Source organism: Variovorax sp. V213, from assembly GCF_041154455.1.
GTDB lineage: Bacteria > Pseudomonadota > Gammaproteobacteria > Burkholderiales > Burkholderiaceae_C > Variovorax.
Window position 1 is genome coordinate 4,768,994 of sequence record NZ_AP028664.1, and the last position, 24,047, is coordinate 4,793,040.

Sequence of the window (24,047 nt, forward strand, 5' to 3'; positions counted from 1 at the left end):
ACCAGCGGCCCGGCAAAGCCGGTTCCGCGGCGCCCCTGGAATCAGATCATCGAAAGTTGTCATCGTTTCAGTTTGGGGTCGAGCGCATCGCGCAGGCCGTCGCCGAGCAGATTGAAGGCCAGCACGGCCGCGAGGATGGCCAGGCCCGGGAACGTGACGACCCACCAGGCGCGCAGCACGAACTCGCGTGCATCGGCCAGCATGGTTCCCCATTCGGGCGACGGCGGCTGCGCGCCGAGGCCCAGGAAGCCAAGTGCGGCCGCGTCGAGAATGGCCGTGGAGATGCCGAGCGAGGCTTGCACGATGAGCGGTGCCGCGCAGTTGGGCAGTACCTCGCTGAACATCAGGCGCAGCGTGCCGGCGCCGCTCACGCGCGCCGCCGTGACGTAGTCACGCGACACTTCGGCGATGACGGCCGCGCGGGTGATGCGCACGTAATGCGGCAGCACCACGATCGCCACCGCGAGCATGGCGTTGACCAGCCCCGGCCCGAGGATGGCGACGATCACGATGGCCAGCAGCAGGCTCGGCAGCGTGAGCACGATGTCCATCAGCCGCATGATCGCGATCTCCAGCACGCCGCGGAAGAACCCTGCAATCAGGCCGAGCACGATGCCCGCCGCCACCGACAGCGCCACCACGGCGACACCGATCGACAGCGAAAGCCGTGCGCCGTACATGAGGCGCGAAAGAATGTCGCGCCCGATGGCATCGGTGCCCAGCAGGTAGCTGGCGGAGCCACCCTGCTGCCATGCCGGCGGCTGCAGGAAGACGGCGCTGTTGGTTTCGTTCGGCGCATGCGGCGCGATCCACGGCGCGAACAGCGCCACGAGCAGCAGCACCGCGATGGTGGCGAGCCCGATGACCGCGCCGCGGTTGGCGGAGAAAGACGTCCAGAACTCACGCCACGGCCCGGGCGGTGCCTTGCTTGCACCGGGCGGGGAAATGATGTCGGTCGAGGCCATGTTCAGCGCCGGATCCTGGGGTTGATGAAACCGTAGGTCACGTCGACCAGCAGGTTGACCAGCATCACGATGCCGCCCAGCAGCAGCATGCCGCCCTGCAGCACCGGGTAGTCGCGCCGGCCGATGGCTTCGATGAGCCACTTGCCGACGCCGGGCCACGAGAAGATGGTTTCGGTGAGGATCGCGCCCGTGAAGAGCACGCCTACCTGGAGGCCGATCACCGTGACCACCGGGATCAGCGCGTTGCGCAGCGCATGCAGCCCGACCACGCGAAAGCGCGAGAGACCCTTGGCGCGCGCCGTACGAATGTAGTCTTCGCCTAGCACCTCGAGCATGGCCGAGCGCGTCATGCGCGCAATGACCGCCAGCGGCACGGTGCCGAGCACGATGGCCGGAAGAATCAGGTGATGCACGGCCGACCAGAAGGCATCGGTGTCGCCGGCACGCAGCGCGTCGACCAGCAGGAAGCCGGTCTGGGGCTCGACGAAATACTGCACCGAGATACGCCCGGACACGGGCGTCCATCCGAGCTGCACCGAGAAGAACAGGATCAGCAGCAGCCCCCACCAGAAGATCGGCATTGAGTAGCCGGTGAGCGAGGTGGCCATCACGCCATGATCGAAGATGGAATTGCGCCGCACCGCCGCGAGAATGCCGGCCGGAAGCCCCAGCAGCAGCGCAAAGACAATCGCGCACACGCCGAGCTCGACCGTCGCGGGAAACAGCGCCAGAAACTCGTTCGCGACCGATTCCTGCGTGATGAGCGACCTGCCCAGATCGCCATGCAGTACGCGGCCGATGTAGATGCCGTATTGCACGATCACCGGCTTGTCGAAGCCATAGGCCGTGCGCAGCTGGGCGTGGCGCGCGGGGTCGATTCCGCGTTCGCCGGCCATGGTTTCAATCGGATCGCCCGGCACCAGCCGGATGAGGAAGAAGGCGAGCAGCGTCATGCCGATGAAGGTCGGCACCAGCAAGCTCACCCGCGTGAGTAGGAAGCGAAGCATCGATCCGCAATATGCAAGATCGATGCCGCGGCCCTACCCGGGCCGAACCCTTACTTTCTGGCTTCCCGCAGTTCGCGCCGCAGGATCTTGCCCACCGGCGTCTTCGGCAGCTCGGTGCGAAACTCCACGGTTCGGGGCTGCTTGTAACCCGTAAGGTTGGCTCTGCAGTATTCGCGCACCTGCGCTTCGGTCAGCGACTCGTCCTTCTTGACGAGCACGAGCTTGACGGCTTCGCCGGTCTTGTCGTCGCTCACGCCCACGGCCGCACATTCGAGCACGCCCGGAATCTGCGCCACCACGTCTTCGATCTCGTTCGGGTACACGTTGAAGCCCGAAACCAGGATCATGTCCTTCTTGCGGTCCACCACCTTGAAGTAGCCGCGCTCGTCGACCACGCCGATGTCGCCGCTCTTGAAGTAGCCATCGGGCGTCATGACCTTGGCGGTTTCGTCGGGGCGCTGCCAGTAGCCGGCCATCACCTGCGGGCCCTTGATCGCGATTTCGCCGGGCTGGCCCAGCGGCACTTCGCGGCCATCGTCGTCGAGCAGCTTGAGCCAGGTGCTCGGCAGCGGCAGGCCGATGGTGCCGGTGTAGGCCTTGCTGTTGGTCGGGTTGCAGGTGGCCGAGGGCGAGGTCTCGGAAAGGCCGTAGCCCTCGCAGATCGGGCAGCCGGTTTTCTCGAGCCAGAGCTTGGCGACCGCTGCCTGCACCGCCATGCCGCCGCCGACCGAGACCTTGAGGTTCTTCCAGTTGACGGTGTTGAAGTCAGGATGGTTGGCCAGGCCGTTGAACAGCGTGTTGACCGCGGGAAAGCTGTGGATCGTGTGCTTGGAGAGCTCCTTGAGCACACCCGCCAGGTCGCGCGGATTCGGGATCAGGATCAGCTTGCCGCCCGTGCGCATGCTCAGCATCATGCCCACCGTGAAGGCGAAGATGTGATAGAGCGGCAGCGCGCAAACGCCCGTGGGCTGCTCGCTGGCCGGCACCTGCGCCATGACGGGCTCGTTCCAGGCTTCGGACTGCAGCACGTTCGCGATCACGTTGCGATGCAGCAGCACCGCGCCCTTCGAAACGCCGGTGGTGCCGCCGGTGTACTGCAGCACGGCCACGTCGTCGGGGCCGATGGCCGGCAGCTGCAAAGTGCGGCCCGCGCCCTGGTCGAGCGCGTCGTTGAAACGCACCGCGCCCGGCAGGCTGTAATGGGGCACCAGCTTCTTCACGTTGCGCACCGCGTAGTTGACGAGCGCGCCTTTCAGAAAGCCGAGCCGGTCGCCCATGGCGGCGAGCACGATGTGCTTGATGGGCGTGGCCGCGATGCACTGCTGCAGCGTGGTGCCGAAGTTCTCCATGATGACGATGGCCTTGGCGCCCGAGTCCTTGAGCTGGTGCTCGAGTTCGCGCGGCGTGTACAGCGGGTTCACGTTCACCAGGATCAGGCCGGCACGCAGGATGGCCGCCACCGCGATCGGGTACTGCGGGCAGTTGGGCATCATCACGGCCACGCGATCGCCCTTGACCAGGCCCAGCCCCTGCAGATACGCCGCGAAAGCCTTGCTCAGCTTGTCGGTTTCCCTGTAGCTCACGTCCTTGCCCATGAAGCTGTAGGCCGTGCGGTCGGCGTACTTGGTAAAGCTCTCTTCCATGAGTGCCACCAGCGACGGGTATTGCGAAGGATCGATATCGGCAGGCACGCCTTGCGGGTAGCTGCCGAGCCAGGGACGATCGGTCATGGATGTGTCTCCTCCAAATCGAGTTATCTGAAAACGAAAACGGCGCACTTGATGGCGCCGCGATGATCTGGCCCGCACTGCGCGGGCGCGGACCCTCTGCCTATTCGATGGCCTTGCCCATATCTTCCACTACTTTCTTCGCATCCCCAAAGACCATCATGGTCTTGTCCATGTAGAACAGCTCGTTGTCCAGGCCCGCGTAGCCCGCCGCCATGGAGCGCTTGTTCACGATCACCGTCTTGGCCTTGTAGGCCTCCAGGATCGGCATGCCGTAGATCGGCGTGCCCTTCTGCAGCGCCGCCGGGTTCACCACGTCGTTGGCGCCCAGGATGATCGCCACGTCCGCCTGCGCGAACTCGCCGTTGATGTCCTCCATCTCGAACACCTGGTCGTAGGGCACCTCGGCCTCGGCCAGCAGCACGTTCATGTGCCCCGGCATGCGTCCGGCCACCGGGTGGATCGCGTACTTCACCGTCACCCCCTTGTGGATGAGCTTCTCGGCCAGCTCGTTCACCGCATGCTGGGCACGCGCCACCGCCAGGCCGTAGCCCGGCACGATGATCACGGTCTCGGCGTTGGACAGCATGTAGGCCGCGTCGTCGGCGCTGCCGCTCTTGACCGGCCGCTGCTCCTTCGCGCCGCCGGCCGCGCTGACCGCCTCGCCGCCGAAGCCGCCCAGGATCACGTTGAAGAACGAGCGGTTCATGGCCTTGCACATGATGTAGCTCAGGATCGCGCCCGAAGAGCCCACCAGCGAACCGGCCACGATCAGCATCGCGTTGTTCAGGCTGAAGCCGATGCCCGCGGCCGCCCAGCCCGAGTAGCTGTTGAGCATCGACACCACCACCGGCATGTCGGCGCCGCCGATCGGGATGATGATGAGCACGCCCATCACGAAGGCCAGCGCCAGCATCGCGAAGAAGGCCGGCCAGCTTTCGGTGAACATGAACACCAGCCCCAGGCCGATCATGGCCAGGCCGAGCACCAGGTTCAGCATGTGCTGGCCCGCGAACTGCACCGGCGCGCCCTGGAACAGCCGGAACTTGTAGGTGCCCGAGAGCTTGCCGAAGGCAATCACCGAGCCGCTGAAGGTGATGGCGCCGATGGCCGCGCCCAGGAACAGCTCGAGCCGGTTGCCGGCGGGAATGGGCGCGCCCTTGGCGATGCCTTCGAGCATAGCCGCGGGTTCGACCACGGCCGCCACCGCGATGAACACCGCCGCCAGGCCGATCATGCTGTGGAAGAAGGCCACCAGCTCGGGCATCTTGGTCATCTCGACCGTCTTGGCGCGGTAGGCGCCGTAGCCGCCACCGGCCACCAGCCCCAGCAGCACCCAGCCCAGGCCCACGAGGTGGCCGCCCGCGATCTTGTAGATCAGCGCGCCGGTGGTCACCACCGCGATGGCCATGCCGGCCATGCCGAAGAGGTTGCCGCGGATGGACGTGGTGGGATGGGACAGGCCCTTGAGGGCCTGGATGAAGCAGACGCTGGCAACCAGGTACAGCAGCGTGACGACGTTCATGCTCATTGGGCGGCTCCCGATTCAGCCTTCGGTGCGGCCTTTTTCTCTTTTTTCCTGAACATCTCGAGCATGCGCCGCGTGACGAGGAAGCCGCCGAAGATGTTCACCGCCGCCAGGGCGACCGCGAGCACGCCCATGGTCTTGCCCAGGGTGGTTTCGGTGAGCGCGGCCGCCAGCATGGCGCCCACGATCACGATGGCCGAGATGGCGTTGGTCACGGCCATCAGCGGCGTGTGCAGCGCGGGCGTGACGGTCCACACCACGTGGTAGCCCACGTAGATGGCCAGCACGAAGATGATGAGGTTGATGACGGTGTGGGAAACGGGATCCATGATTTGTTCTCCTCGCGTGACCGCTTATTTCTTCGTGACCTGGCCGTCGTGCGCGACGCGGCAGGCGGCGACGATGTCGTCCTCGAGGTCGATCTTCAGGCCGCCCTCCTTGGTGACGATGAGCTTGAGGAAGTCGAGCACGTTGCGCGCATAGAGCGCCGACGCGTCGGCCGCCACCAGCGCCGCAAGATTGGTCTCGCCCACGATGGTCACGCCGTGCTTGACCACCGTCTTGTCGGCTTCCGACAGGGGGCAGTTGCCGCCCTTCATCTCTCCGTTCACGTCGGGGCCCTTGCCGGCCGCGATGTCGACGATGACCGAGCCCGGCTTCATCGACCTGACCATGTCCTCGGTGATGAGCGTGGGTGCGGCGCGCCCCGGGATGAGTGCGGTGCTGATGACGATGTCGGCCAGCGCCACGCGCTTGGCCACCTCGACCTGCTGGCGCGCGAGCCAGCTGGCGGGCATGGGCTTGGCGTAGCCGCCGACGCCGACCGCGGCTTCTTTCTCTTCGTCGGTGTCATAGGACACCTCGATGAACTTGCCCCCGAGCGACTCGATCTGTTCCTTGACGCTCGGGCGCACATCGGAAGCCTCGATCACGGCGCCCAGGCGCTTGGCGGTGGCAATGGCCTGCAGGCCCGCCACGCCGACGCCCAGGATGACCACGCGAGCCGCCTTCACGGTGCCGGCGGCGGTCATCAGCATGGGAAAGAAGCGCTGGTACTTGTCGGCCGCGATCATGACGGCCTTGTAGCCGGCGATGTTGGCCTGCGATGAGAGGACGTCCATGCTCTGGGCGCGGGTGGTGCGCGGCGCGGCTTCGAGCGCGAACGCCGTGAGGCCGGCACCGGCCAGACGCTGCAGGCCGGCCGCATCGAACGGGTTGAGCATGCCGATGACCACGGTGCCCGGCTTCATGAGCGCGGTTTCCGCCTGGCCGGGCGTGCGCACCTTGAGCACCATGTCGGCCCCGAAGGCGCCCGCCGCATCGACGATCTCGGCACCGGCGGCCTGGTAGGCGGCATCGGTGACGCTGGCCGCAATCCCCGCCCCCGACTGCACGCGAACCGCGTGCCCCGTGGCGACAAGTTTTTTTACCGTCTCGGGCGTAACGGCCACACGGGTTTCGCCGGCCGTCGTCTCGGCAGGCACGCCTATCAGCATAGAGATCTCCTCAGGGCAAGGGCAATACGGAACGCGGGCAGAGCTTACAGCAAGATTACAGGTGTCACTGTCGCCTAAATCTGCATGCCGATTCGCCTCCTGATGACCGCCGTCATTGCATTCGCAGCTACATAAATGCTAGCGGGCGTCGAAACCCGGACCGAATCCCGCCGCGCGCGGCGCTCCATTGCGTTCGCCGGCCCCGGCGCATCGATCCGCGAAAAATGTCAATTATTTTTCATTTGTCGCCAAGTGCATGCAATTTCTCCGAATATCGTCGATATTGTGCATTTGCTGCATCCACCCAGACCTTCACGGACACGTAGATCGATAGACTTCCTTTTATTCGGCGGCTCGAAGAGGCTGTCAACCTGAAGGGGGCACGGAATTGCGTATTGCGGTACTTGAGCACGAGGACGATCAGGCTCTCAGCCAGGCCATGGCGGGGTTTGGACACGAATGCTACCCATACACCGAAGGGCGAATCCTGTTGCAGGACTTGCGCCGGCAAACCTTCGATCTCCTCATCCTGGATTGGCGCCTGCCCGACATTCCGGGCATCGATGTGGTGAGGTCGGTGCGCAACGAACTCAGGAGCCGGTTGCCGATTCTTTTCGTCACCGACCAGCACGAAGATGCCGACGCGGTCGATGGGCTCAACGCCGGCGCCGACGACTTCATGACCAATCCCGTTCGGGCCAACGAGCTCGAGGCCCGCGTCAATGCATTGCTGCGCCGGTCCTATCCATCCCAGCACGATGCGGAACTCGTGTTTGGCGACTACCACTTCTATCCGCAGGCGCGCACCCTCAAGGTCAGGGGCGTCAAGGTCGAACTGAAGAACCGCGAGTACGAACTCGCATTGTTCCTGTTCCAGAATCTCGGCCGCATGCTCTCGCGCGAGCACCTGCACGAGGCCGTGTGGGGTGTCGGGGTGGAAGCCCTTTCGCGGTCGCTGGACACACACGTGTCCCGCCTCCGAACCAAGCTGGGCTTGCGCCCCGAAAACGGATTTCTGCTGCTGGCCATCTATGGGCTGGGCTACCGGCTGGAAGTAGTCGAGGCCAATGCGCTGGCCGAATGCCTTTCGCGCTAGGGGCAAAACAGCAAAGGCGCGGCGCAGCCGTTCGCCTCGCCCGGCGGCGGGCCTGACAGGCGGGGAATCTATGGAGCGATACTGTCTCCAATCGCTCTCCCTCCACTTGCCCGCGCGACATATGACGAAATTCCGCTGGAAACCCAACGTCACCGTGGCCGCGGTGATCGAGCAGGACGGCAACTTCCTGCTGGTCGAGGAGCTCACGGCCCAGGGCCTCCGGCTCAACACGCCGGCGGGACACCTCGACCCTGGTGAGTCGCCCATCGAAGGATGTGCCCGCGAAACGCTCGAGGAAACCGCCCACGCCTTCACGCCCACCGCGCTGATCGGCATCTACATGGCGCGCTCGAGCCATCGGACGGGCAGAAACGAAGACGATGTGATCTACATGCGCTTTGCCTTTGCCGGCGTTCTCGGGCCACAGCAAACCGGGCGCGCCCTCGACGAAGGCATTGTGCGCACCGTCTGGATGAGCGCCGACGAAATCCGCGCCAGCGTGCCGCGGCATCGCAGTCCGCTGCTGCTGCAGTGCGTCGAAGACCATCTGGCCGGACAGCGGTACCCGCTCGAGCTGATCCACGTCCACGATTCGGTGCGCTGACGGCTGCCGCGCACCGGTTTCAGGCGGTCAGACGATGACTCCGCCGCCGAGGCAGCGCTCGCCGTCGTAGAGCACGGCCGATTGTCCCGGCGTGACCGCCCATTGGGGCTCGCCGAAACGCAGGCCGAAGACCCCAGCGGCATGGGCCTCGTCCTCCATCTCGTCCATCTGGCAGGCCGCATCGGCCTGCCGGTAGCGCGCCTTGGACCCGTAGCCGCCCGGCGCGGGCGCCTCGCCCGAGACCCAGCTTGCGTCCCCTGCCGTCAGCGCAGACGACAACAGCCAGGGGTGGTCATGCCCTTGCACCACCCACAGCGTGTTCTTCTCGACGTCCTTGCGCGCCACGAACCATGGCGAATGGTCGCCCGAGCCGCGCTGCGCGCCCTTCTCCTTGACGCCGCCAATGCCCAGCCCCTGGCGCTGGCCCAGCGTGTAGAAGCTCAGGCCCTGGTGTTCGCCAAGCTTGCGGCCGCGGTCGTCCCTGATCGGCCCCGGTTCCTTCGAGATGTAGCGGTTGAGGAACTCGCGGAACGGCCGCTCGCCGATGAAGCAGATGCCGGTCGAGTCCTTCTTCTTGGCGTTGGGCAGGCCGATTTCTTCCGCGATGCGGCGCACCTCGGTCTTGTGCAGTTCGCCCACCGGGAACAGCGTCTTCGACAGCTGCGCCTGGTTCAGCCGGTGCAGGAAGTAGCTCTGGTCCTTGGACGGATCGAGCCCCTTGAGCAGTTCGTGCTTGCCGGTGGCTTCGTTCAGCCGCACGCGGGCGTAGTGGCCGGTCGCGATCTTCTCGGCCCCCAGGCGCATGGCGTGGTCGAGAAAGGCCTTGAATTTGATCTCGGCATTGCACAGCACATCGGGGTTGGGCGTGCGGCCGGCCTTGTACTCGCGCAGGAACTCGGCGAACACGCGGTCCTTGTAGTCGGCTGCGAAATTGACATGCTCGATCTCGATGCCCAGCACGTCGGCCACGCTGGCGGCGTCCACGAAGTCGACGTTGGACGAGCAGTATTCGCTGTCGTCGTCGTCTTCCCAGTTCTTCATGAAGATGCCGACCACCTCGTGCCCCTGCTGCTTGAGCAGATGCGCCGTCACGGCGGAATCGACCCCGCCGCTCAGTCCCACCACGATCCGTTGCTTTGCTGCCATAAGCCCGCCATTGTCCCAGCCCCGCGCCAGGGCGGGCGGCGTGGGGGAATCAGCCCTGCGCGCGCAACCCGGCCAGCAGCTCGTAGGAACGCAGCCGCGCCACGTGGTCGAACACCTGCGAGGTGATCATCAGCTCGTCGGCGCCGGTGCGCTCGATGAAGGCCTGCACGCCTTCGCGCACCTTGGCGGGCGAACCCACGGCCGAACAGGACAGCACCGAATCGAGCAGCGCGTTCTCCGCCGGGCCCACCTTCTGCCGATACCCTTCCACGGGCGGCGGCAACCGCCCCGGCCGGCCGCTGCGCAGGTTCACGAAGGCCTGCTGCCATGACGTGGCACGGAATTCGGCCTCTTCATCGGTGTCGGCCACGAACACGTTGAAGCCCAGCATCACGTATGGCTTTTGCAACTGGGCCGAGGGCTTGAAGGTCTCGCGGTAGATCTGGATCGCCTGCATGAGCTGCTGCGGCGCGAAGTGCGAGGCAAAGGCGTAGGGCAAGCCCAGGTGCGCGGCCAGCTGCGCGCCGAAGGTGCTCGACCCGAGAATCCACACCGGCACCTCGAGCCCCGCGCCAGGCACCGCGCGCACGGGCTGCTGCGGCGACTTGGACATGAAGTCCATCAGCTCGACCACGTCCTGCGGAAACCCGTCGGCATCGGATTCGAGATTGCGGCGCAAGGCGCGCGCGGTGCGCTGGTCGGAGCCGGGCGCGCGGCCCAGGCCGAGGTCGATGCGCCCCGGGTACAGCGATTCCAGCGTACCGAACTGCTCCGCAATCACCAGCGGCGAATGGTTGGGCAGCATCACGCCGCCCGCGCCGATGCGGATCGTCGACGTGCCGGCGCCTATGTAGGCGAGCAATACCGCGGTGGCCGCGCTGGCGATGCCTGGCATGCCGTGGTGCTCGGCCAGCCAGTAGCGCCGGTAGCCCAGCTTCTCCCCGTGCTGCGCGAGCGAGAGCGAGTTGCGGAACGACTGCGCGGCGTCGCTGCCTTCGGTGATCGGGGAGAGGTCGAGGATCGAGAACGGAATCATGGGCCGGATGATGGCGCGATCCGGCGGTCCTTGCTGGTGCAGGCTATTGCGTGCTCTGCTAGGCGGCGCTCACGCCGTCGGGCTTCGCTTGCGCCACTGACCCAGGCGGGCCTCGATGCGCTCGTCGATGTTGCCGCTCCATTGCGCATCGAAGCCGGCCGCGTGCAGCAGCTCGACGATGCGCTGGCCGACCACGACGGTGTTGGCGTCCCGCTGGTCGATCTCCGGGATCATGCCGCCGCTGAACGCCAGGTGCAGGCGGCCGGTGCGCACGGCGGCATCGAGGTCTTGCGAGTGATAGAAGCAGCAGCCGCGAATGCCGGAGGCGAGCCGGCCCGCGGCGCGCCACTGCTCGCGCACGTCATCGTGGCCGTCGGCCAGCGAGTTGCCGGCGCGGTGCAGCGCAATGACCTTTTCGCTACGCAACTGTGCGAACACCGCCTCCAGCCGGTCGTACTCGGTCTGCGCGGGCCAGTCGGCCTCGGCGGCACGCTTGGCGGCGCAGGCGCGGGCGGCTTCGGCCTTGACCCAGGCGCGGTCCTCGGGCGTGAGCCCGTCGGGGTCGAGGTACTCGTCGGTGACCATCCATTCGATGTCGCCATCGGGATGGAAGCCGCACCACACCAGGTCGTGAATGCGTCGGCGCGTGTCCTCGGGGTCGAGCGTGAGTGCCATGCGGGCTCGGTTCAGCGCGCCCGGCGCCCGAAGTCTCGCGCGGCCGCTGCCGATGCGCGCTTGAACGGCATCGGCGTCGAACTGGCCGGCGGCTGTTTCAAAACTCGGGTGCAGGTCACGTCGTGGATGCTTTGCGTGCCGGGCGCCCATCAAACCCGCGGTCGATTCAGGCCCTGCTGCAGCAGGTACATCGTAACGGGCTGTAGTGAAACCACGGCACCCGCCGACGGGAGTCGCCACCGGTTTGTAATGCGAAAGCATTTGCCGGCGTGGCAAATCAGCCACGGCCAGGTCTGCCGGGTGGATAGGTATGCTCGGCGCCTCTCCCCCTTCGCTCCACATGGCCCGGCTCCATCCGTCCGTCGCGTTGATTGCCCATTTGTCCGGACACATGCCAAGCCATGGCTTTGTCTCGTCCGACGGCCGCTACCAGGCCGCGGAAGTCGGCGGCAGCACCTTGATCGTCGACCTGCAGGAACGGCGGCACCACCGGGCACCCGGCGTGTACCCGCGCGGTTTCGAGGGTGCCACGCTGGAAGTGGAAGGCGAGGAAACAGCCATGGCCTACCTTCCGGCCTGGACCGATTTCCAACGAATCTTTCTGGACCACACACCGGCGGATTTCTGGTCGCCGTGGCCCGATCCACGCGAGGCCGGCACGGTTCCACTGGCGGAGGTGCAACCGGCCGAGTGGACGTCGGCCGCGCCACAGGTCACGGAACGCGTGCGCCGGTCGGCCGGCGACTGGATCGCGTGGCTGATCGCGCTGGCCGTGCTGGTTTTCTTCGCACTCTTCGGGTTCAACGCCATCACCTGGGCGCTGGCGGGCGGATGGCAGTGGCTCTGGCTGGCGACCGGCCTGCCCGCGTTTGGCATCTTCTCGGTATTGACGATGGTCTTCGTCGTGACGACGCTGCGCGAGCGCCGCCGGGTGCGCGTGGCGCTGCAGGACCTGTCGCTGGAGCGTGGCGAAGGCTTTCGCGTGGGCGAGCCGCTCGACCTCCGGCTGCTGGCCACGGTGCCCGAAGCAAGCCAGGGCGAGCGCACCACGGCGCCGGAGCGCATCACCGCGCGGCTGATGCGGCAATCGATCCGCAGCGAGCCCGATGGCGGCTGGACGGTGGTGGACGAATGCCGCGACGAGGCGGTCGCGATCCGCGACGACACGGCGCGGGTGGGCCGTGTGCTCTATGCGTGCGAACTTTGCGCGCGGCCCGTGCCCGACGACACGGGCCGGGACACCCCGGCACAGTGGTTCGTCGAGCTGCACGATACGGCCGCCGCTGACGGCGCGCCCTTCTTCATTGCCGGCCTGCGGCTGCTGGCTGCTCGCTGACGGCAAAGAAAGCAAAGAAAAAGCCGGCTCATGCTTTCGCATGGCCGGCTTTTCGGAGCGGACGCTCGCCGAGGATTACAGCGGCAGTGCGTCGCCGCGAGCGGCGGCGCGGGCTGCGGCACGCACCGTGGCGCGGTCGACCGTGCTGGCGACGATGGGCGCGACGCCCGACGAAGCGCCTTCAGCGTACGGGTCGGCGCTGCGGGCAGCGGCAACGGCGTCGGCACGAACCGTGTCACGGCTGGTCGACGAAACGAACACTTGGGCCGGGCCTGCATTGGCGCCGGTGGCATAGGGGTTGGCGCTGTGCGCGGCAACCACGGCCTGGCTGGCGACGTCGGCGCGGCTGGCGGCCGAAGTCAGTTGGTGCACGCCTTCGTAGGTTTCGGCGTGGGCGGCGCCGGCAACGGCCATCAGGGCAACAGCAACGGCGGAGAGGATCTTCGAGGCGGTCATTTGGATTTCCTTCAATTCAGTTCAGTTTTGACTTTGGATGATTTCGAACCGGTCTTGGGTGGGTCACCGTCCCTTCGGGGGGCGGCCACCTCGCTCGGGGCCCTGTTCACCCAGATCGGCTTGGGGGCCGGTCTGTGAGATGAATTGTGCGCCGCCATCTAAGTAAAAACCCTCATCGAAAAGAACCACGGTGTTCACGGAACGGAAACAATCGCTCCTCGCGAGCACCCCCACATCGCGCTTTTTGGGCTCACCGCAGATGAAGTCAGCGTGGCACGGCGAAAAGCCCATTGATTTCACCGGCCGGAATCATCTCGCCGGCCATGGTGCGGAAGCCGCCGTTGCTGCCGCTGTCGAACGCTTCGGCGGCAATGCGGCCGAGCACGCCGAGCGCCGCCTGCAGGGGCCCGCAGCCCAGGCTGACGCGCCGCGCGCCGGCACCGGCGAGCACATCGACCGATGGCGCCTTGGAATGGCCGGCATACACATTCAGGGGCAAGGGCACCGCGGCTGCAAGGCCGGCGATCTCCTCCAGGCTTGCCATGCCCGGCACGAAGATGCCGTCGGCGCCCGCCGACGCGTAGAGCCGGGCGCGCCGCAGCGTGTCCTGGTAGCGTGCCGCGGGATCGTCGTTGGCGACGAAGTAGGTGTCGGTGCGCGCATTGATGAACAGCCGCGCATCGATCTTGCGCAGCGCCTGGATGCGCTCGCAGAGGATTTCGGGCGGCGCGAGCTGGCGCGTGCCCGGCAGCACGCCGTCCTCGATGTTGATGCCCGCCACGCCCATGCCGACCAGCGAACGCACGACATCGCACACGGCCTGGGTGCTGTCGCCGAAACCGCGTTCGATGTCGACGGTGACCGGAAGGCTCGCCACGCGGCAGATGCGCGCACAGGCCGCGAGCAGTTCGTCCAACGGCATGCGCTCGCCATCCGCATGGCCCATCGACCACGCGATGCCGGCGCTGGTCGTGCCGATGGCTTGCGCCCCCGCACGCTCGACCATGCGGGCGCTGACCGCGTCCCAGGCGTTCACCAGCACCAGGGGGCGCGGGCCGGCGTGCAGCCGATGAAAGAGTTCTGCGGCATCTTGCATTTGTCGTGAGTCGATGGAGGACATGGCGGCGTGATCTGAACAGGTTGTGGACGATGAGGCGTGCCAAGCGTAGGCCCACGCGGCCTTCAGGACTTGGAAAAAACTGCTGTCCGCACGCGCTCCGGCTACAGTAGCTGCCCCAAACCGGTCATCCAGCCCTTCGGCCCGGCGCCAAGCGAGGCAAGACACCGCATACCCAACACAAGGAACATCCGCCATGGGCGCACAGTGGAAAGCAAAACACAAGGACCTGGCCGCCAATGCCAAGGGCCGCCTGTTCGGAAAACTGGCCAAGGAAATCATGGTCGCCGCGCGCAGCGGTGCCGATCCGGCCTCGAATGCGCGCCTGCGGCTGGTCGTGGAGCAGGCCCGCAAGGTCTCGATGCCCAAGGACACCCTGGACCGCGCCATCAAGAAAGGCGCCGGGCTCACCGGCGAGGCGGTGCACTTCGAACACGTGATCTACGAAGGTTTTGCGCCGCACCAGGTGCCTGTGATGGTCGAATGCCTGACGGACAACGTGAACCGCACCGCGCCTGAAATGCGCGTCCTGTTCCGCAAGGGCCAGCTGGGCACCTCGGGCTCGGTGTCATGGGATTTCGACCACGTCGGCATGATCGAAGCCGAGCCCTCGCGCCCGGACGCCGATGCCGAAGTGGCCGCCATCGAGGCGGGTGCGCAAGACTTCGAGCCGGCCGGTGAAAGCGGCGCCACCGTGTTCCTGACCGACCCCACCGACCTGGACCTGGTGAGCCGCGCGCTGCCGGCCCAGGGCTTCACGGTGCTGTCGGCCAAGTTGGGCTACAAGCCGAAGAACCCGGTCGACCCGGCCAGCCTGAGCGCCGAGCACCTGGAAGAAGTCGAGGTCTTCCTGGCCGCCATCGACGCCAACGACGACGTGCAGAACGTGTTCGTGGGCCTCGCGGGCTGAGCTGCGAGCCCTATGCCGGCGCCGCCCGCCGCTCGCGCTTCAGCGGCAACCACAGCGTGAACAGCGTGCCCGCCGGCCCCGAACGCCACGAGACCGCGCCGCTGATGGCCTGCGCCCGTCGCAGCTGGTTCTGCATGCCTCGCCCACCGGCGGCGCCCATGGCCTTGTCGACATCGAAGCCCTGGCCGTTGTCCTCGATGGTCACGCGCACACCCGACTCCTGCGCCACGGTGCCCACCCGGATCTCCGTGGCGCGGGTATGGCGCAGCACGTTGGCGATGCTCTCCTGCACGATGCGCAGGATCTGCAGCGCGCTCGTGGGGTCGAGCCAGTCCAGTGCCGGAAGCTCCTCCACGTTCCAGCGCAACGTGACACCCGAACTCTCCAGGCGCGGCCCGAGCCGGTAGCGCAGCGTCGCGAGCAGCAGCAACAGGTCGTCTTCGAGGGGTTCCATCGAATCGATGGTCAGCTTCAGGTCGTCGAGGCAGCCCTTGAGCAGCTGCGAAACGCTGTCGCCGCTCATGCCGCCGCCCTCCACCGATCGGATGGCGCTGATCAGCGAGGAGCCGAGTCCGTCGTGCATGTCCTGCATCAGGCGCTGGCGCTCGTCGCTGATGGTCTGCAGCCTTTCGATCTCGCGCAGCCGCTGGTGGCTGCGCTCGAGTTCGGCCTCGCGGGCCTGCAGGCGCTGCGCCAGGCTGGCATTGACCCGCTCCACCTCGGCAATGGCACTGACGTAGCGCCGGTACATCAGTACCCCGAAGACGCTGAAAGTGACCGCATTGGTGTAGGCGCCCAGGTACCAGCCCTCGGGGCTGATGAAGTTGTTCTGCAGCAGCCAGTCGGACACGCCCAGCAGCACGCACAGGCCGATGCCGACCGCCACCAGCCGCCCTTCGCTGGAGCGGCGCCAGGCGCTGATGCCGCCGACCAGCGCCACGGCCACGCCCATCGATGCCGCGCCGATGTAGATCAACGGCGTGACCTGCGGCGTGTTTTTCAACATGGCCAGGCCCGGCAGCGTCAGCACGCCAATCAGCGCCGTCCATGCCACCACCGCGAAGCTCAGCCACCTGAGCGGACGGCCATGCAGCTGGCGCAGCGCGAAGTGCACCACCGCCACCAGCCAGAACAAGGAGTTGACCGTGAGCCAGGCAAACCAGTCGTTGGCAACCGGAACGCCGACATAGAAATGCAGGCCCCGCAGGAAGGACGTGGTCGCCAGGTTGAAGAACAGCAGGTAGCCCGTCTCGTGGCTGCGCCTGAACCACACGAAGAGCGAGAACACGCCCACGGCCATGAAGGCCGTACTGAGCATGGCCGGCAGATCCTGCTGCAGCCACTGCCGCATCCGATGGCGCCCTTCGAGCGCGCTGGCGGGTCCCAGCCAGAGCGATGAAACCGCCACCTGCGCGCCTCGCGTGTGCTCCATCCGAAGGAGGATCTCGCGCAGCGGCTCGCCGTCGGGCGTCCTGGGCAGCATGATCCACAGCGGCGTGCGGGTGCTGTTCCACAACGGACCCTGCACCTGCGCGCGATGAACCAACCGCCCGTTGGCATAGACGGCAATGGTGCCGTCCGTCTTGATCCGTGCGCCATACAACGCGAGCGGCGCCGAAGTGCCGGGCAAGCCGCGCGGCGAAAGCCGCAGCCAGGTGATGCGGGTCGGGCCCGCCGATGCGCTGGCGCCGGCCTGGCGCAGCAGGGCGATGGGCGGGGCCAGGGGCAGTTCGGCGGTTTGCCAGGTGGCCGGCAAGGCGTCGCTCTGCACGGCGAGCGGCGGTTCGCGGAAGCCCGGCGCCTCTTCCACCTGCCAGTCGGCATGGGTCATGTGGATGGCCGAGGGCTCTTTCCCGGCACCGGGTGCGGCAAAGAGGGCCGCCATGGCCACCAGCAGCGCCACGGAAACAAGAAGCACCCCGCTTGCCCAGAAAGAGGCCAGGCGATCGCTGGAGAAGTGCTCGAGCAGCCGCGCGTGCAGCCGACGCCCGAATGCGGAACTCATCGGCGCGCGGCCTGCATCCGGTTCAGGAAAACGCGAGCGGGAGCGGGAATGTCCTCGGCGAGCCGCACGGCTGGAGCAGCGATGGAACAGCTTCAGCCATGGGTCGATTCAACTCAGAACGGAATATCGTCGTCCATGTCGTCGAAGCCCGACGACGACTTGGCCGGTGCCTGGCGCGGTGCGGCCGCCGGAGCACGGGGTGCCGCGGCCGGCGCACGGGGGGCGTAGCCGCCGCCACCGCCGCCACCCGCGCCTTGCGAGTAGCCACCACCACCGCCTTGCGAGTAGCCGCCGTCGTCCTCGGGACCGCCCGACGGAGCGCCCTGGCCCTGGCGGCTGCCCAGCATCTGCATCTGGTCGGCGCGGATTTCGGTGGTGTATTTTTCGATGCCGTCCTTGTCGGTCCACTTGCGCGTGCGCAGGCTGCCTTCGACATACACCTGCGAGCCCTTGCGCAGGTACTGGCCGGCGATTTCGGCCAGGCGGCCGTTGAAAACGATGCGGTGCCATTCGGTGGCTTCGCGCATTTCGCCGCTTTGCTTGTCCTTCCAGCGATCGGTGGTGGCCACGGTGACGTTCGCGACCTGGTCGCCGCTCGGGAAGGTACGCATTTCGGGATCGCGACCCAGATTGCCGACGACGATGACTTTATTGACCGATGCCATATGCACTGCCCCTGATAAGTAGATGAAGGAGGAGGAAGAGAACCCAAGATTGTGCCCGATGGAGGCCGGCGCGAGCCGCCCGCGGGCCTCGATCCCGCGCCGATGCCAGAATTAATGCCTCCTCCCTCCTCTCATGAACCGCGAACCCGATTTTTTCGAGCACCTGCGCGCCGAACTCTCGAGCGGCCGCGTCTGGCTCGACCGGGCGATCGTTCTGGGCTATGCCATAGCGGCTGGGCTCTTCGTGGTGGGCTTCACCTTTGCCAGCGACTGGATCTTCGGCGGGTTCCACCGTTTCTACAGTGCCTGGCCATGGGCCGTGCTGCTCACGACCCCCCTGCTCACGGCGGGCATCGTGTGGCTCACGCTGCGGTTTTTTCCCGGCGCGGGCGGCTCCGGCATTCCGCAGATCAAGGCCGCGCTGAACCCGGCCCTGCCCGAGGAACGGCGCTTCATGTTCGCATCGCTGCGCCTCACGATCGCGAAGATCGGGCTGGGCGCCGCGGGCTTCGCGGCCGGCCTCTCGATCGGGCGCGAGGGCCCTTCCGTGCAGGTGGCGGCCGGCGTGATGCAGCATGCGCGGCGCTGGCTCTCGCCCAACACCACCATCGACGGCCGCGCCCTGCTGGTGGCAGGCGGCGCGGCCGGCATCGCGGCGGCCTTCAATGCCCCGCTGGCGGGCGTCGTCTTTGCCATCGAGGAACTGTCGGGCCGCCTCGAGGCGCGCTCCAGCGGGCTGATCATCACGGCGATCGTGCTGGCGGGCCTGGTGGCGGTCTCGGCCTTCGGCAACCTGAGCTACTTCGGCGTGATCCATGTTCCCCGGCTGGGCTGGGACGCGCTTTGGCCCGGCTTGCTGGTCACGCTGCTGAGTGGCGCGGCTGGCGGACTGTTCGCGCGGCTCCTGATCGCTTCGCTCACCGGCGGGGCCGGACGCTTCAACCGCTGGCGGGCGCGCTTTCCGGTGCGGTTCGCGGCCTGCGGCGGGCTGGCGGTGGCGGTCATCGGGCTCGTTACGGGCGGCGTCACCTTCGGTGCCGGCTCCGAGGCGGTCAAGCAGATGCTGCAGGGCCACGACGAGCTGACACCGCTCTACACCGCGCTGAAGTTCATCGCCACCTGGCTCACCGCCTGGTGCGGCGTGCCGGGCGGCATCTTCGCGCCTTCGCTGTCCATCGGCGCTGGCATCGGCGATGCGGTGGCCCGGCTGACCGGCAGCGAGCTCGGCCCGACGCTCATCGCGCTGGGCATGGCCGGCTTCCTGGCTGCGGTCACGCAGGCGCCGCTCACCGCCTTCATCATCGTCATGGAAATGGTCGACGGCCATTCGATGGTGTTGAGCCTGATGGCGGCGGCCATGCTGGCCAGCCTGGTTTCCCGCATGATCAGCCGCCCGCTCTACGACACGCTGGCCGAGCACATGGTCGGCAGGGCCATCGGCAGCACCGAGCCGGTGCGCCCGGCCGGGCCGGAAGCCCCTGCCGAGAAACCGCCACAACCCGCCCCCTCGCCATGAAATGGCGGGCGGACTATCATGCTCGGTTGCCCTCGGACGATCGACCCCTTGAAATCCCCCGCCACTGAAAACCCGGAACGCGACGCCTACCTGGGCGCCGTACTCGCGCAGCAGCGCATCAGCATCCGCGGTGCGCGCACGCACAACCTGAAGAACGTCGACCTCGACATCCCGCGCAACAAGCTGGTGGTGATCACCGGCCTGTCGGGCTCGGGCAAGTCGAGCCTGGCCTTCGACACGCTGTACGCCGAAGGCCAGCGCCGCTACGTGGAGAGCCTGTCGGCCTATGCGCGGCAGTTCCTGCAGCTCATGGACAAGCCCGATGTGGACGTGATCGAGGGCCTGTCGCCCGCGATCAGCATCGAGCAGAAGGCGACCAGCCACAACCCGCGCTCCACCGTGGGCACGGTGACCGAGATCCACGACTACCTGCGCCTGCTCTACGCGCGCGCCGGCACGCCCTACTGCCCCGAGCACCACCTGCCGCTGCAGGCGCAGACCGTGTCGCAGATGGTCGATGCGACGCTGGCCATTCCCGACGAGCCGCGCCTGATGATCCTGGCGCCGGTGGCGCGCGAGAAGAAAGGCGAGTTCCTCGAACTCTTCGCCGAGATGCAGGCTGCCGGCTACGTGCGCTTCCGCGTCGATGGGCAAACGTACGAATACAACGACCTGCCGAAGCTCAAGAAGACCGAGAAGCACGACATCGACGTGGTGATCGACCGGCTGCGCGCGCGCCCCGACATGCAGCAGCGCCTGGCCGAGAGCTTCGAAGCGGCATTGCGCCTCGCCGAAGGCCGGGCCATTGCGCTGGAGCTTGGCGCCGAGGGCGCGGCCGACAAGGAACACCTGTTCAACGCCAAGTTCGCCTGCCCGATCTGCCACTACTCGCTGTCGGAGCTGGAGCCGCGCCTGTTCTCGTTCAACTCGCCCGTGGGCGCCTGCCCGAGCTGCGACGGCCTCGGCCACCGCGAGGTGTTCGACCCGGCGCGCGTGGTCGCCTTCCCCTCGCTCTCGCTCGCGAGCGGCGCCATCAAGGGCTGGGACCGCCGCAACGGCTACTACTTCAGCATGATCGAGAGCGTTGCGAAGCACTACAAGTTCGACGTCGACGCGCCCTTCGAATCATTGCCCGCCTCGGTGCAGCAGGTGCTGCTGAACGGGTCGGCGGCCGAAGAGATCAAGTTCAACTACACCATGGAATCGGGCAACTTCGCGGGCAAGAAACTCACGAAGAAGCACCCCTTCGAGGGCATCATTCCGAACATGGCGCGGCGCTACCGCGAGACCGATTCGGTGATGGTGCGCGAAGACCTCGCGCGCTTCCGCAACCTGCAGCCCTGCCCAGACTGCGGCGGCTCGCGCCTCAGGCCCGAGGCGCGCAACGTGTTCCTGGTCGACGAATCGGCCCGCCCGGCCGACGGCGGCGAGCCTCCGCGCATGGCGATCTTCGAGCTCAGCCACCTCACCTTGCGCGATTCGCTCGCCTGGTTCCAGACGCTCAAGCTGCGCGGCGCCAAGGCCGACATCGCCGACAAGGTGGTGCGCGAGATCGGCCTGCGCCTGAAGTTCCTGAACGACGTGGGCCTCAATTACCTGAGCCTGGACCGCAGCGCCGAAACTCTTTCTGGCGGCGAGGCCCAGCGCATCCGGCTCGCCTCGCAGATCGGCTCCGGGCTCACGGGCGTGATGTACGTGCTCGACGAACCCAGCATCGGCCTGCACCAGCGCGACAACGACCGTCTCATCGGCACGCTGAAGCACCTGCGCGACATCGGCAACAGCGTGATCGTGGTCGAGCACGACGAGGACATGATCCACGCCGCCGATCATGTGATCGACATGGGGCCCGGCGCGGGCATCCACGGCGGCCGCGTGATGGCGCAGGGCAGCTATGCCCAGGTGGCGGCCAACCCCGATTCGCTGACCGGCCAGTATCTTTCGGGCACGAAGAAGATCGAAGTGCCCAAGCACCGCACCGCATGGCTGCCGGTCGTGAAGAAGCCCGCCTTCAACGAAGGCAAGAAGGCCTCGCGCTTTCCGCAGAGCCCGGCGGCCGAACGGCGCGCCGCGCGCGAAGCGGCGCACCTGGCTTCGCAGACCGACCTGCAGGAAATCCGCGTGGTCGGCGCCACCGGCAACAACCTGAAGAACGTGAGCGTCGCCTTCCCGGTCGGCCTTCTGACCTGCGTCACGGGCGTCTCGGGCTCCGGCAAGTCGACGCTGGTGAACGACACGCTCTACACCGCCGTGGCGCGCACGCTCTATCGCGCGCACGAAGAACCGGCCGCGCACGAGTCGGTCGAAGGCATCGAGTATTTCGACAAGGTCATCAACGTCGACCAGTCGCCCATCGGCCGCACGCCGCGCAGCAACCCGGCCACCTACACGGGCCTGTTCACGCCGATCCGCGAGCTGATGGCCGAGACCAACACCGCGCGCGAGCGCGGCTACGGCCCGGGCCGCTTCAGCTTCAACGTGGCGGGCGGGCGCTGCGAGGCCTGCCAGGGCGACGGCGTGGTGAAGGTCGAGATGCACTTTCTGCCCGACGTGTACGTGCCCTGCGAGGTGTGCCACGGCCAGCGCTACAACCGCGAGACGCTCGAGGTTCTGTACAAGGGCAAGAACATCGCGCAGATCCTCGAGATGACGGTCGAGACCGCGCACGAGTTCCTGAAGGCCGTGCCGACCATCGAGCGCAAGCTGCGCACGCTGCTCGACGTGGGCCTGTCCTACATCAAGCTCGGCCAGTCGGCCACCACGCTGTCGGGCGGCGAGGCGCAGCGCGTGAAGCTCGCGCTGGAGCTCAGCAAGCGCGACACCGGACGCACGCTCTACATCCTCGACGAGCCGACCACGGGCCTGCACTTTGCCGACATCGAGCTGCTGCTGAAGGTGCTGCACCAGCTGCGCGACGCGGGCAACACCATCGTCGTGATCGAGCACAACCTGGACGTCATCAAGACGGCCGACTGGCTGATCGACATGGGCCCCGAGGGCGGCGCCGGCGGCGGCACGGTGGTGGGAGAAGGCACGCCGGAAGACATCGCTGCGAATGAAGCGAGCCACACAGGGCGCTATCTGAAGCGCTTGCTGTAACCCACGCGATGCCTTCCTTCACGCCGCGCCAGTTCGTCCTGCTCGTTCTCCTGACCCTTGCATGGGGTCTCAACTGGCCGGTCATGAAGCTCGGCGTGGCGGACTATCCGCCGCTGGCCTTCCGCGCGCTCTCGATCTGGCTCGGCGTGCCGGTGCTGGGCCTCGCGCTGGTGATCATGAAAGTTCCGTTCCGCGTGCCGCGCCGCGCGTGGCCCGAGCTGTTGTGGCTGGGCGCCACCAACATGTTCATCTGGCATGCCTGCATCATCCTTGCAGTGAAGGCACTGTCGGGCGGGCGCGCGGCCATCCTGGGCTACACGATGCCGGTGTTCTCGGCTGTCATCGGCGCGGTGCTGTTCTCGGCCGTGCTCACGCGGCGCTCATGGATCGGCGTGGGCGCTTGCGCAGTCGGCGTCGGGTTGCTGCTGTGGCACGAACTCACCGACCTCGCGGGGCGGCCCGGCTATGTGGCGCTCGCATTGGTGGCGGCTGCGACATGGGCGCTGGGCACGCAGCTGCTGCGCCAATCGCGCATCGGCCTCGCGACGCTCACGCTTTCGTTCTGGATGACGGCGATGACAGCCGTCGTGATGACGGTGCTCACGCTGCTGTTCGAGCGCGACCAGTGGCGGTGGCCAGGTCCGGTGGCCTGGGGTTCGATTCTCTACAACGCCGTGCTGATCTTCGGCTTTGCGCACGCGGCCTGGTTCTACCTGGCGCGCGGCCTGCCGCCGGTGGCCTCGACCCTGAGCGTGATGTTCATCCCGGTGCTCGGCGTGTTCAGCGGCGCAGTGTGGCTCGGCGAAGTCGTGCACTGGCAGGACTGGGTCGCGGTCGCGCTGATGATGGTGGCCATCGCCTCGGTGCTGTGGCCTTCGCGCGGCGTCGCCAAGGCCTGAAAAAAGTTCAGGTCGTCGTCTGCACGTGCAGCCGGCTGGTCTTGCAGCGGTGCAGCGCGCGGTAGTGCTCCAGCGGCCGGCCATTGGCACCGTAGGCAATCGACTCGATGCGCAGCAGCGGTTCGGGCTGCGGCAGGTCGAGCAGCTTGCAGGTTTCGGCATCGGGCAGCACAGCGTCGATCCAGCGTTCGGCGCGCACCAGGCGCAGGCCGTATTGCCGGCGCAGCACGTCGTAGAGCGAGCGGTCTTCCAGGCGCGTGCGGTGCAGGCCCGGCGCCAGGTCCGCCGGCACCGCGGTCTCGACCAGCAGGCGCAGCTCGCCGTCGACACTGCGCAGGCGCTTGAGCGCCACCACCTGCGTGTCGTCCGCCAAGCCCAGCGACGCGGCCTCATGCTCGGTGGGCGCGCGCAATTCCTGCGTGAGGATCTGCGTGCGCACAGAGCGGCCCTTGCGCTCCATCTCGTCGGAGAAGCCGAGCACGGTGGAAACAAAATCCTCGTCGCGTTCGCGTGCCGAGACAAAGGCGCCACGGCCCTTGATCTTGTAGATGAGGTTGTTGCGCACGAGGTCGGCCAGGGCTTCCCGCACCACGATGCGCGAGATGCCGAACTGTTCGCCCAGCTCCGCCTCGGAAGGCAGCTTGGCACCGATGGGCAGCGCGCCTTGCAGTATCTGCAAGCGAATGGCGTCACGGAACTGGGCCCACAGCGGTGATTCGGAATTGCGGTCGAGCACGGTCGACATGTCGTTGGGACTGTTCACT

Annotated in this window: 21 protein-coding genes; 7 read left to right on the forward strand and 14 right to left on the reverse strand. The window is 67.0% G+C overall.

Translation table 11 applies throughout. The features are described from left to right. Positions 1-59 precede the first annotated feature (59 nt). From ACAM55_RS22530 to ACAM55_RS22555, 6 genes are all read right to left on the reverse strand, one after another. Positions 60-965: an ABC transporter permease subunit gene (locus ACAM55_RS22530; protein WP_369653650.1), complete on the reverse strand. Its 906-nt coding sequence runs from the start codon at positions 963-965 to the stop codon at positions 60-62. A gap of 2 nt (positions 966-967) precedes the next feature. Continuing rightward, the gene (locus ACAM55_RS22535) at positions 968-1,972 is read right to left on the reverse strand and encodes an ABC transporter permease subunit (RefSeq protein ID WP_369653651.1); all 1,005 of its coding nucleotides are present in this window, start codon (positions 1,970-1,972) and stop codon (positions 968-970) included. Between the two features lie 50 nt (positions 1,973-2,022). Then, on the reverse strand, positions 2,023-3,702 hold the full coding sequence (locus ACAM55_RS22540) for a long-chain-fatty-acid--CoA ligase (protein WP_369653652.1): 1,680 nt from the start codon (positions 3,700-3,702) through the stop codon (positions 2,023-2,025). Between the two features lie 100 nt (positions 3,703-3,802). Beyond that, complete coding sequence (locus tag ACAM55_RS22545; protein ID WP_369653653.1) at positions 3,803-5,230, reverse strand: NAD(P)(+) transhydrogenase (Re/Si-specific) subunit beta; 1,428 nt, start codon at positions 5,228-5,230, stop codon at positions 3,803-3,805. Beyond that, complete coding sequence (locus tag ACAM55_RS22550; protein WP_307703264.1) at positions 5,227-5,556, reverse strand: NAD(P) transhydrogenase subunit alpha; 330 nt, start codon at positions 5,554-5,556, stop codon at positions 5,227-5,229. The genes ACAM55_RS22545 and ACAM55_RS22550 overlap by 4 nt, the downstream gene beginning before the upstream one ends. A gap of 24 nt (positions 5,557-5,580) precedes the next feature. Beyond that, entirely contained in the window at positions 5,581-6,723 is a 1,143-nt protein-coding gene (locus ACAM55_RS22555) for a Re/Si-specific NAD(P)(+) transhydrogenase subunit alpha (protein ID WP_369653654.1), read from the reverse strand. Positions 6,724-7,111: 388 nt separating this feature from the next. Between ACAM55_RS22555 and ACAM55_RS22560 the strand changes: the two genes are divergently transcribed. Further along, positions 7,112-7,819, forward strand: coding sequence for a response regulator transcription factor (locus ACAM55_RS22560; protein WP_369653655.1), 708 nt, complete (start codon positions 7,112-7,114; stop codon positions 7,817-7,819). A 121-nt stretch (positions 7,820-7,940) separates the two neighbouring features. After that, positions 7,941-8,423, forward strand: coding sequence for an NUDIX hydrolase (locus ACAM55_RS22565; RefSeq protein WP_369653656.1), 483 nt, complete (start codon positions 7,941-7,943; stop codon positions 8,421-8,423). A gap of 27 nt (positions 8,424-8,450) precedes the next feature. Here the strand turns inward: ACAM55_RS22565 and mnmA are convergent, their stop codons facing one another. From mnmA to ACAM55_RS22580, 3 genes are all read right to left on the reverse strand, one after another. Next, complete coding sequence (mnmA, locus tag ACAM55_RS22570) at positions 8,451-9,569, reverse strand: tRNA 2-thiouridine(34) synthase MnmA (RefSeq protein WP_369653657.1); 1,119 nt, start codon at positions 9,567-9,569, stop codon at positions 8,451-8,453. Positions 9,570-9,618: 49 nt separating this feature from the next. Then, complete coding sequence (locus tag ACAM55_RS22575) at positions 9,619-10,605, reverse strand: LLM class flavin-dependent oxidoreductase (RefSeq protein WP_369653658.1); 987 nt, start codon at positions 10,603-10,605, stop codon at positions 9,619-9,621. 69 nt (positions 10,606-10,674) lie between these two features. After that, positions 10,675-11,280, reverse strand: coding sequence for a hypothetical protein (locus tag ACAM55_RS22580; protein WP_369653659.1), 606 nt, complete (start codon positions 11,278-11,280; stop codon positions 10,675-10,677). A gap of 391 nt (positions 11,281-11,671) precedes the next feature. Between ACAM55_RS22580 and ACAM55_RS22585 the strand changes: the two genes are divergently transcribed. Then, on the forward strand, positions 11,672-12,616 hold the full coding sequence (locus tag ACAM55_RS22585; RefSeq protein ID WP_369653660.1) for a hypothetical protein: 945 nt from the start codon (positions 11,672-11,674) through the stop codon (positions 12,614-12,616). Between the two features lie 75 nt (positions 12,617-12,691). Here the strand turns inward: ACAM55_RS22585 and ACAM55_RS22590 are convergent, their stop codons facing one another. Continuing rightward, the gene (locus tag ACAM55_RS22590) at positions 12,692-13,072 is read right to left on the reverse strand and encodes a helicase SNF2 (protein ID WP_369653661.1); all 381 of its coding nucleotides are present in this window, start codon (positions 13,070-13,072) and stop codon (positions 12,692-12,694) included. A 265-nt stretch (positions 13,073-13,337) separates the two neighbouring features. Beyond that, positions 13,338-14,168, reverse strand: coding sequence for an isocitrate lyase/phosphoenolpyruvate mutase family protein (locus tag ACAM55_RS22595; protein WP_369653662.1), 831 nt, complete (start codon positions 14,166-14,168; stop codon positions 13,338-13,340). A gap of 217 nt (positions 14,169-14,385) precedes the next feature. On the opposite strand from ACAM55_RS22595, the gene ACAM55_RS22600 reads away from it, so the two are divergent. Then, positions 14,386-15,099 (forward strand): YebC/PmpR family DNA-binding transcriptional regulator, encoded by a 714-nt coding sequence (locus ACAM55_RS22600; RefSeq protein WP_369653663.1) that lies wholly within the window; start codon positions 14,386-14,388, stop codon positions 15,097-15,099. A 10-nt stretch (positions 15,100-15,109) separates the two neighbouring features. Here the strand turns inward: ACAM55_RS22600 and ACAM55_RS22605 are convergent, their stop codons facing one another. Continuing rightward, complete coding sequence (locus ACAM55_RS22605; protein ID WP_369656460.1) at positions 15,110-16,984, reverse strand: ATP-binding protein; 1,875 nt, start codon at positions 16,982-16,984, stop codon at positions 15,110-15,112. Between the two features lie 233 nt (positions 16,985-17,217). Next, positions 17,218-17,769: a single-stranded DNA-binding protein gene (gene ssb / locus ACAM55_RS22610; RefSeq protein ID WP_369653664.1), complete on the reverse strand. Its 552-nt coding sequence runs from the start codon at positions 17,767-17,769 to the stop codon at positions 17,218-17,220. A 133-nt stretch (positions 17,770-17,902) separates the two neighbouring features. On the opposite strand from ssb, the gene ACAM55_RS22615 reads away from it, so the two are divergent. From ACAM55_RS22615 to ACAM55_RS22625, 3 genes are read left to right on the forward strand one after another with little or no spacing between them, the layout of a single operon-like run. Beyond that, positions 17,903-19,285 (forward strand): chloride channel protein, encoded by a 1,383-nt coding sequence (locus tag ACAM55_RS22615; RefSeq protein WP_369653665.1) that lies wholly within the window; start codon positions 17,903-17,905, stop codon positions 19,283-19,285. 18 nt (positions 19,286-19,303) lie between these two features. Continuing rightward, positions 19,304-22,384, forward strand: coding sequence for an excinuclease ABC subunit UvrA (gene uvrA / locus ACAM55_RS22620; RefSeq protein ID WP_369653666.1), 3,081 nt, complete (start codon positions 19,304-19,306; stop codon positions 22,382-22,384). A gap of 8 nt (positions 22,385-22,392) precedes the next feature. Continuing rightward, on the forward strand, positions 22,393-23,283 hold the full coding sequence (locus tag ACAM55_RS22625) for a DMT family transporter (protein WP_369653667.1): 891 nt from the start codon (positions 22,393-22,395) through the stop codon (positions 23,281-23,283). A gap of 7 nt (positions 23,284-23,290) precedes the next feature. On the opposite strand, the gene ACAM55_RS22630 is transcribed toward ACAM55_RS22625, so the two are convergent. Next, positions 23,291-24,046, reverse strand: a complete 756-nt coding sequence (locus tag ACAM55_RS22630) for a GntR family transcriptional regulator (protein WP_369653668.1) — start codon at positions 24,044-24,046, stop codon at positions 23,291-23,293. Between the last annotated feature and the right edge of the window lies 1 nt (position 24,047).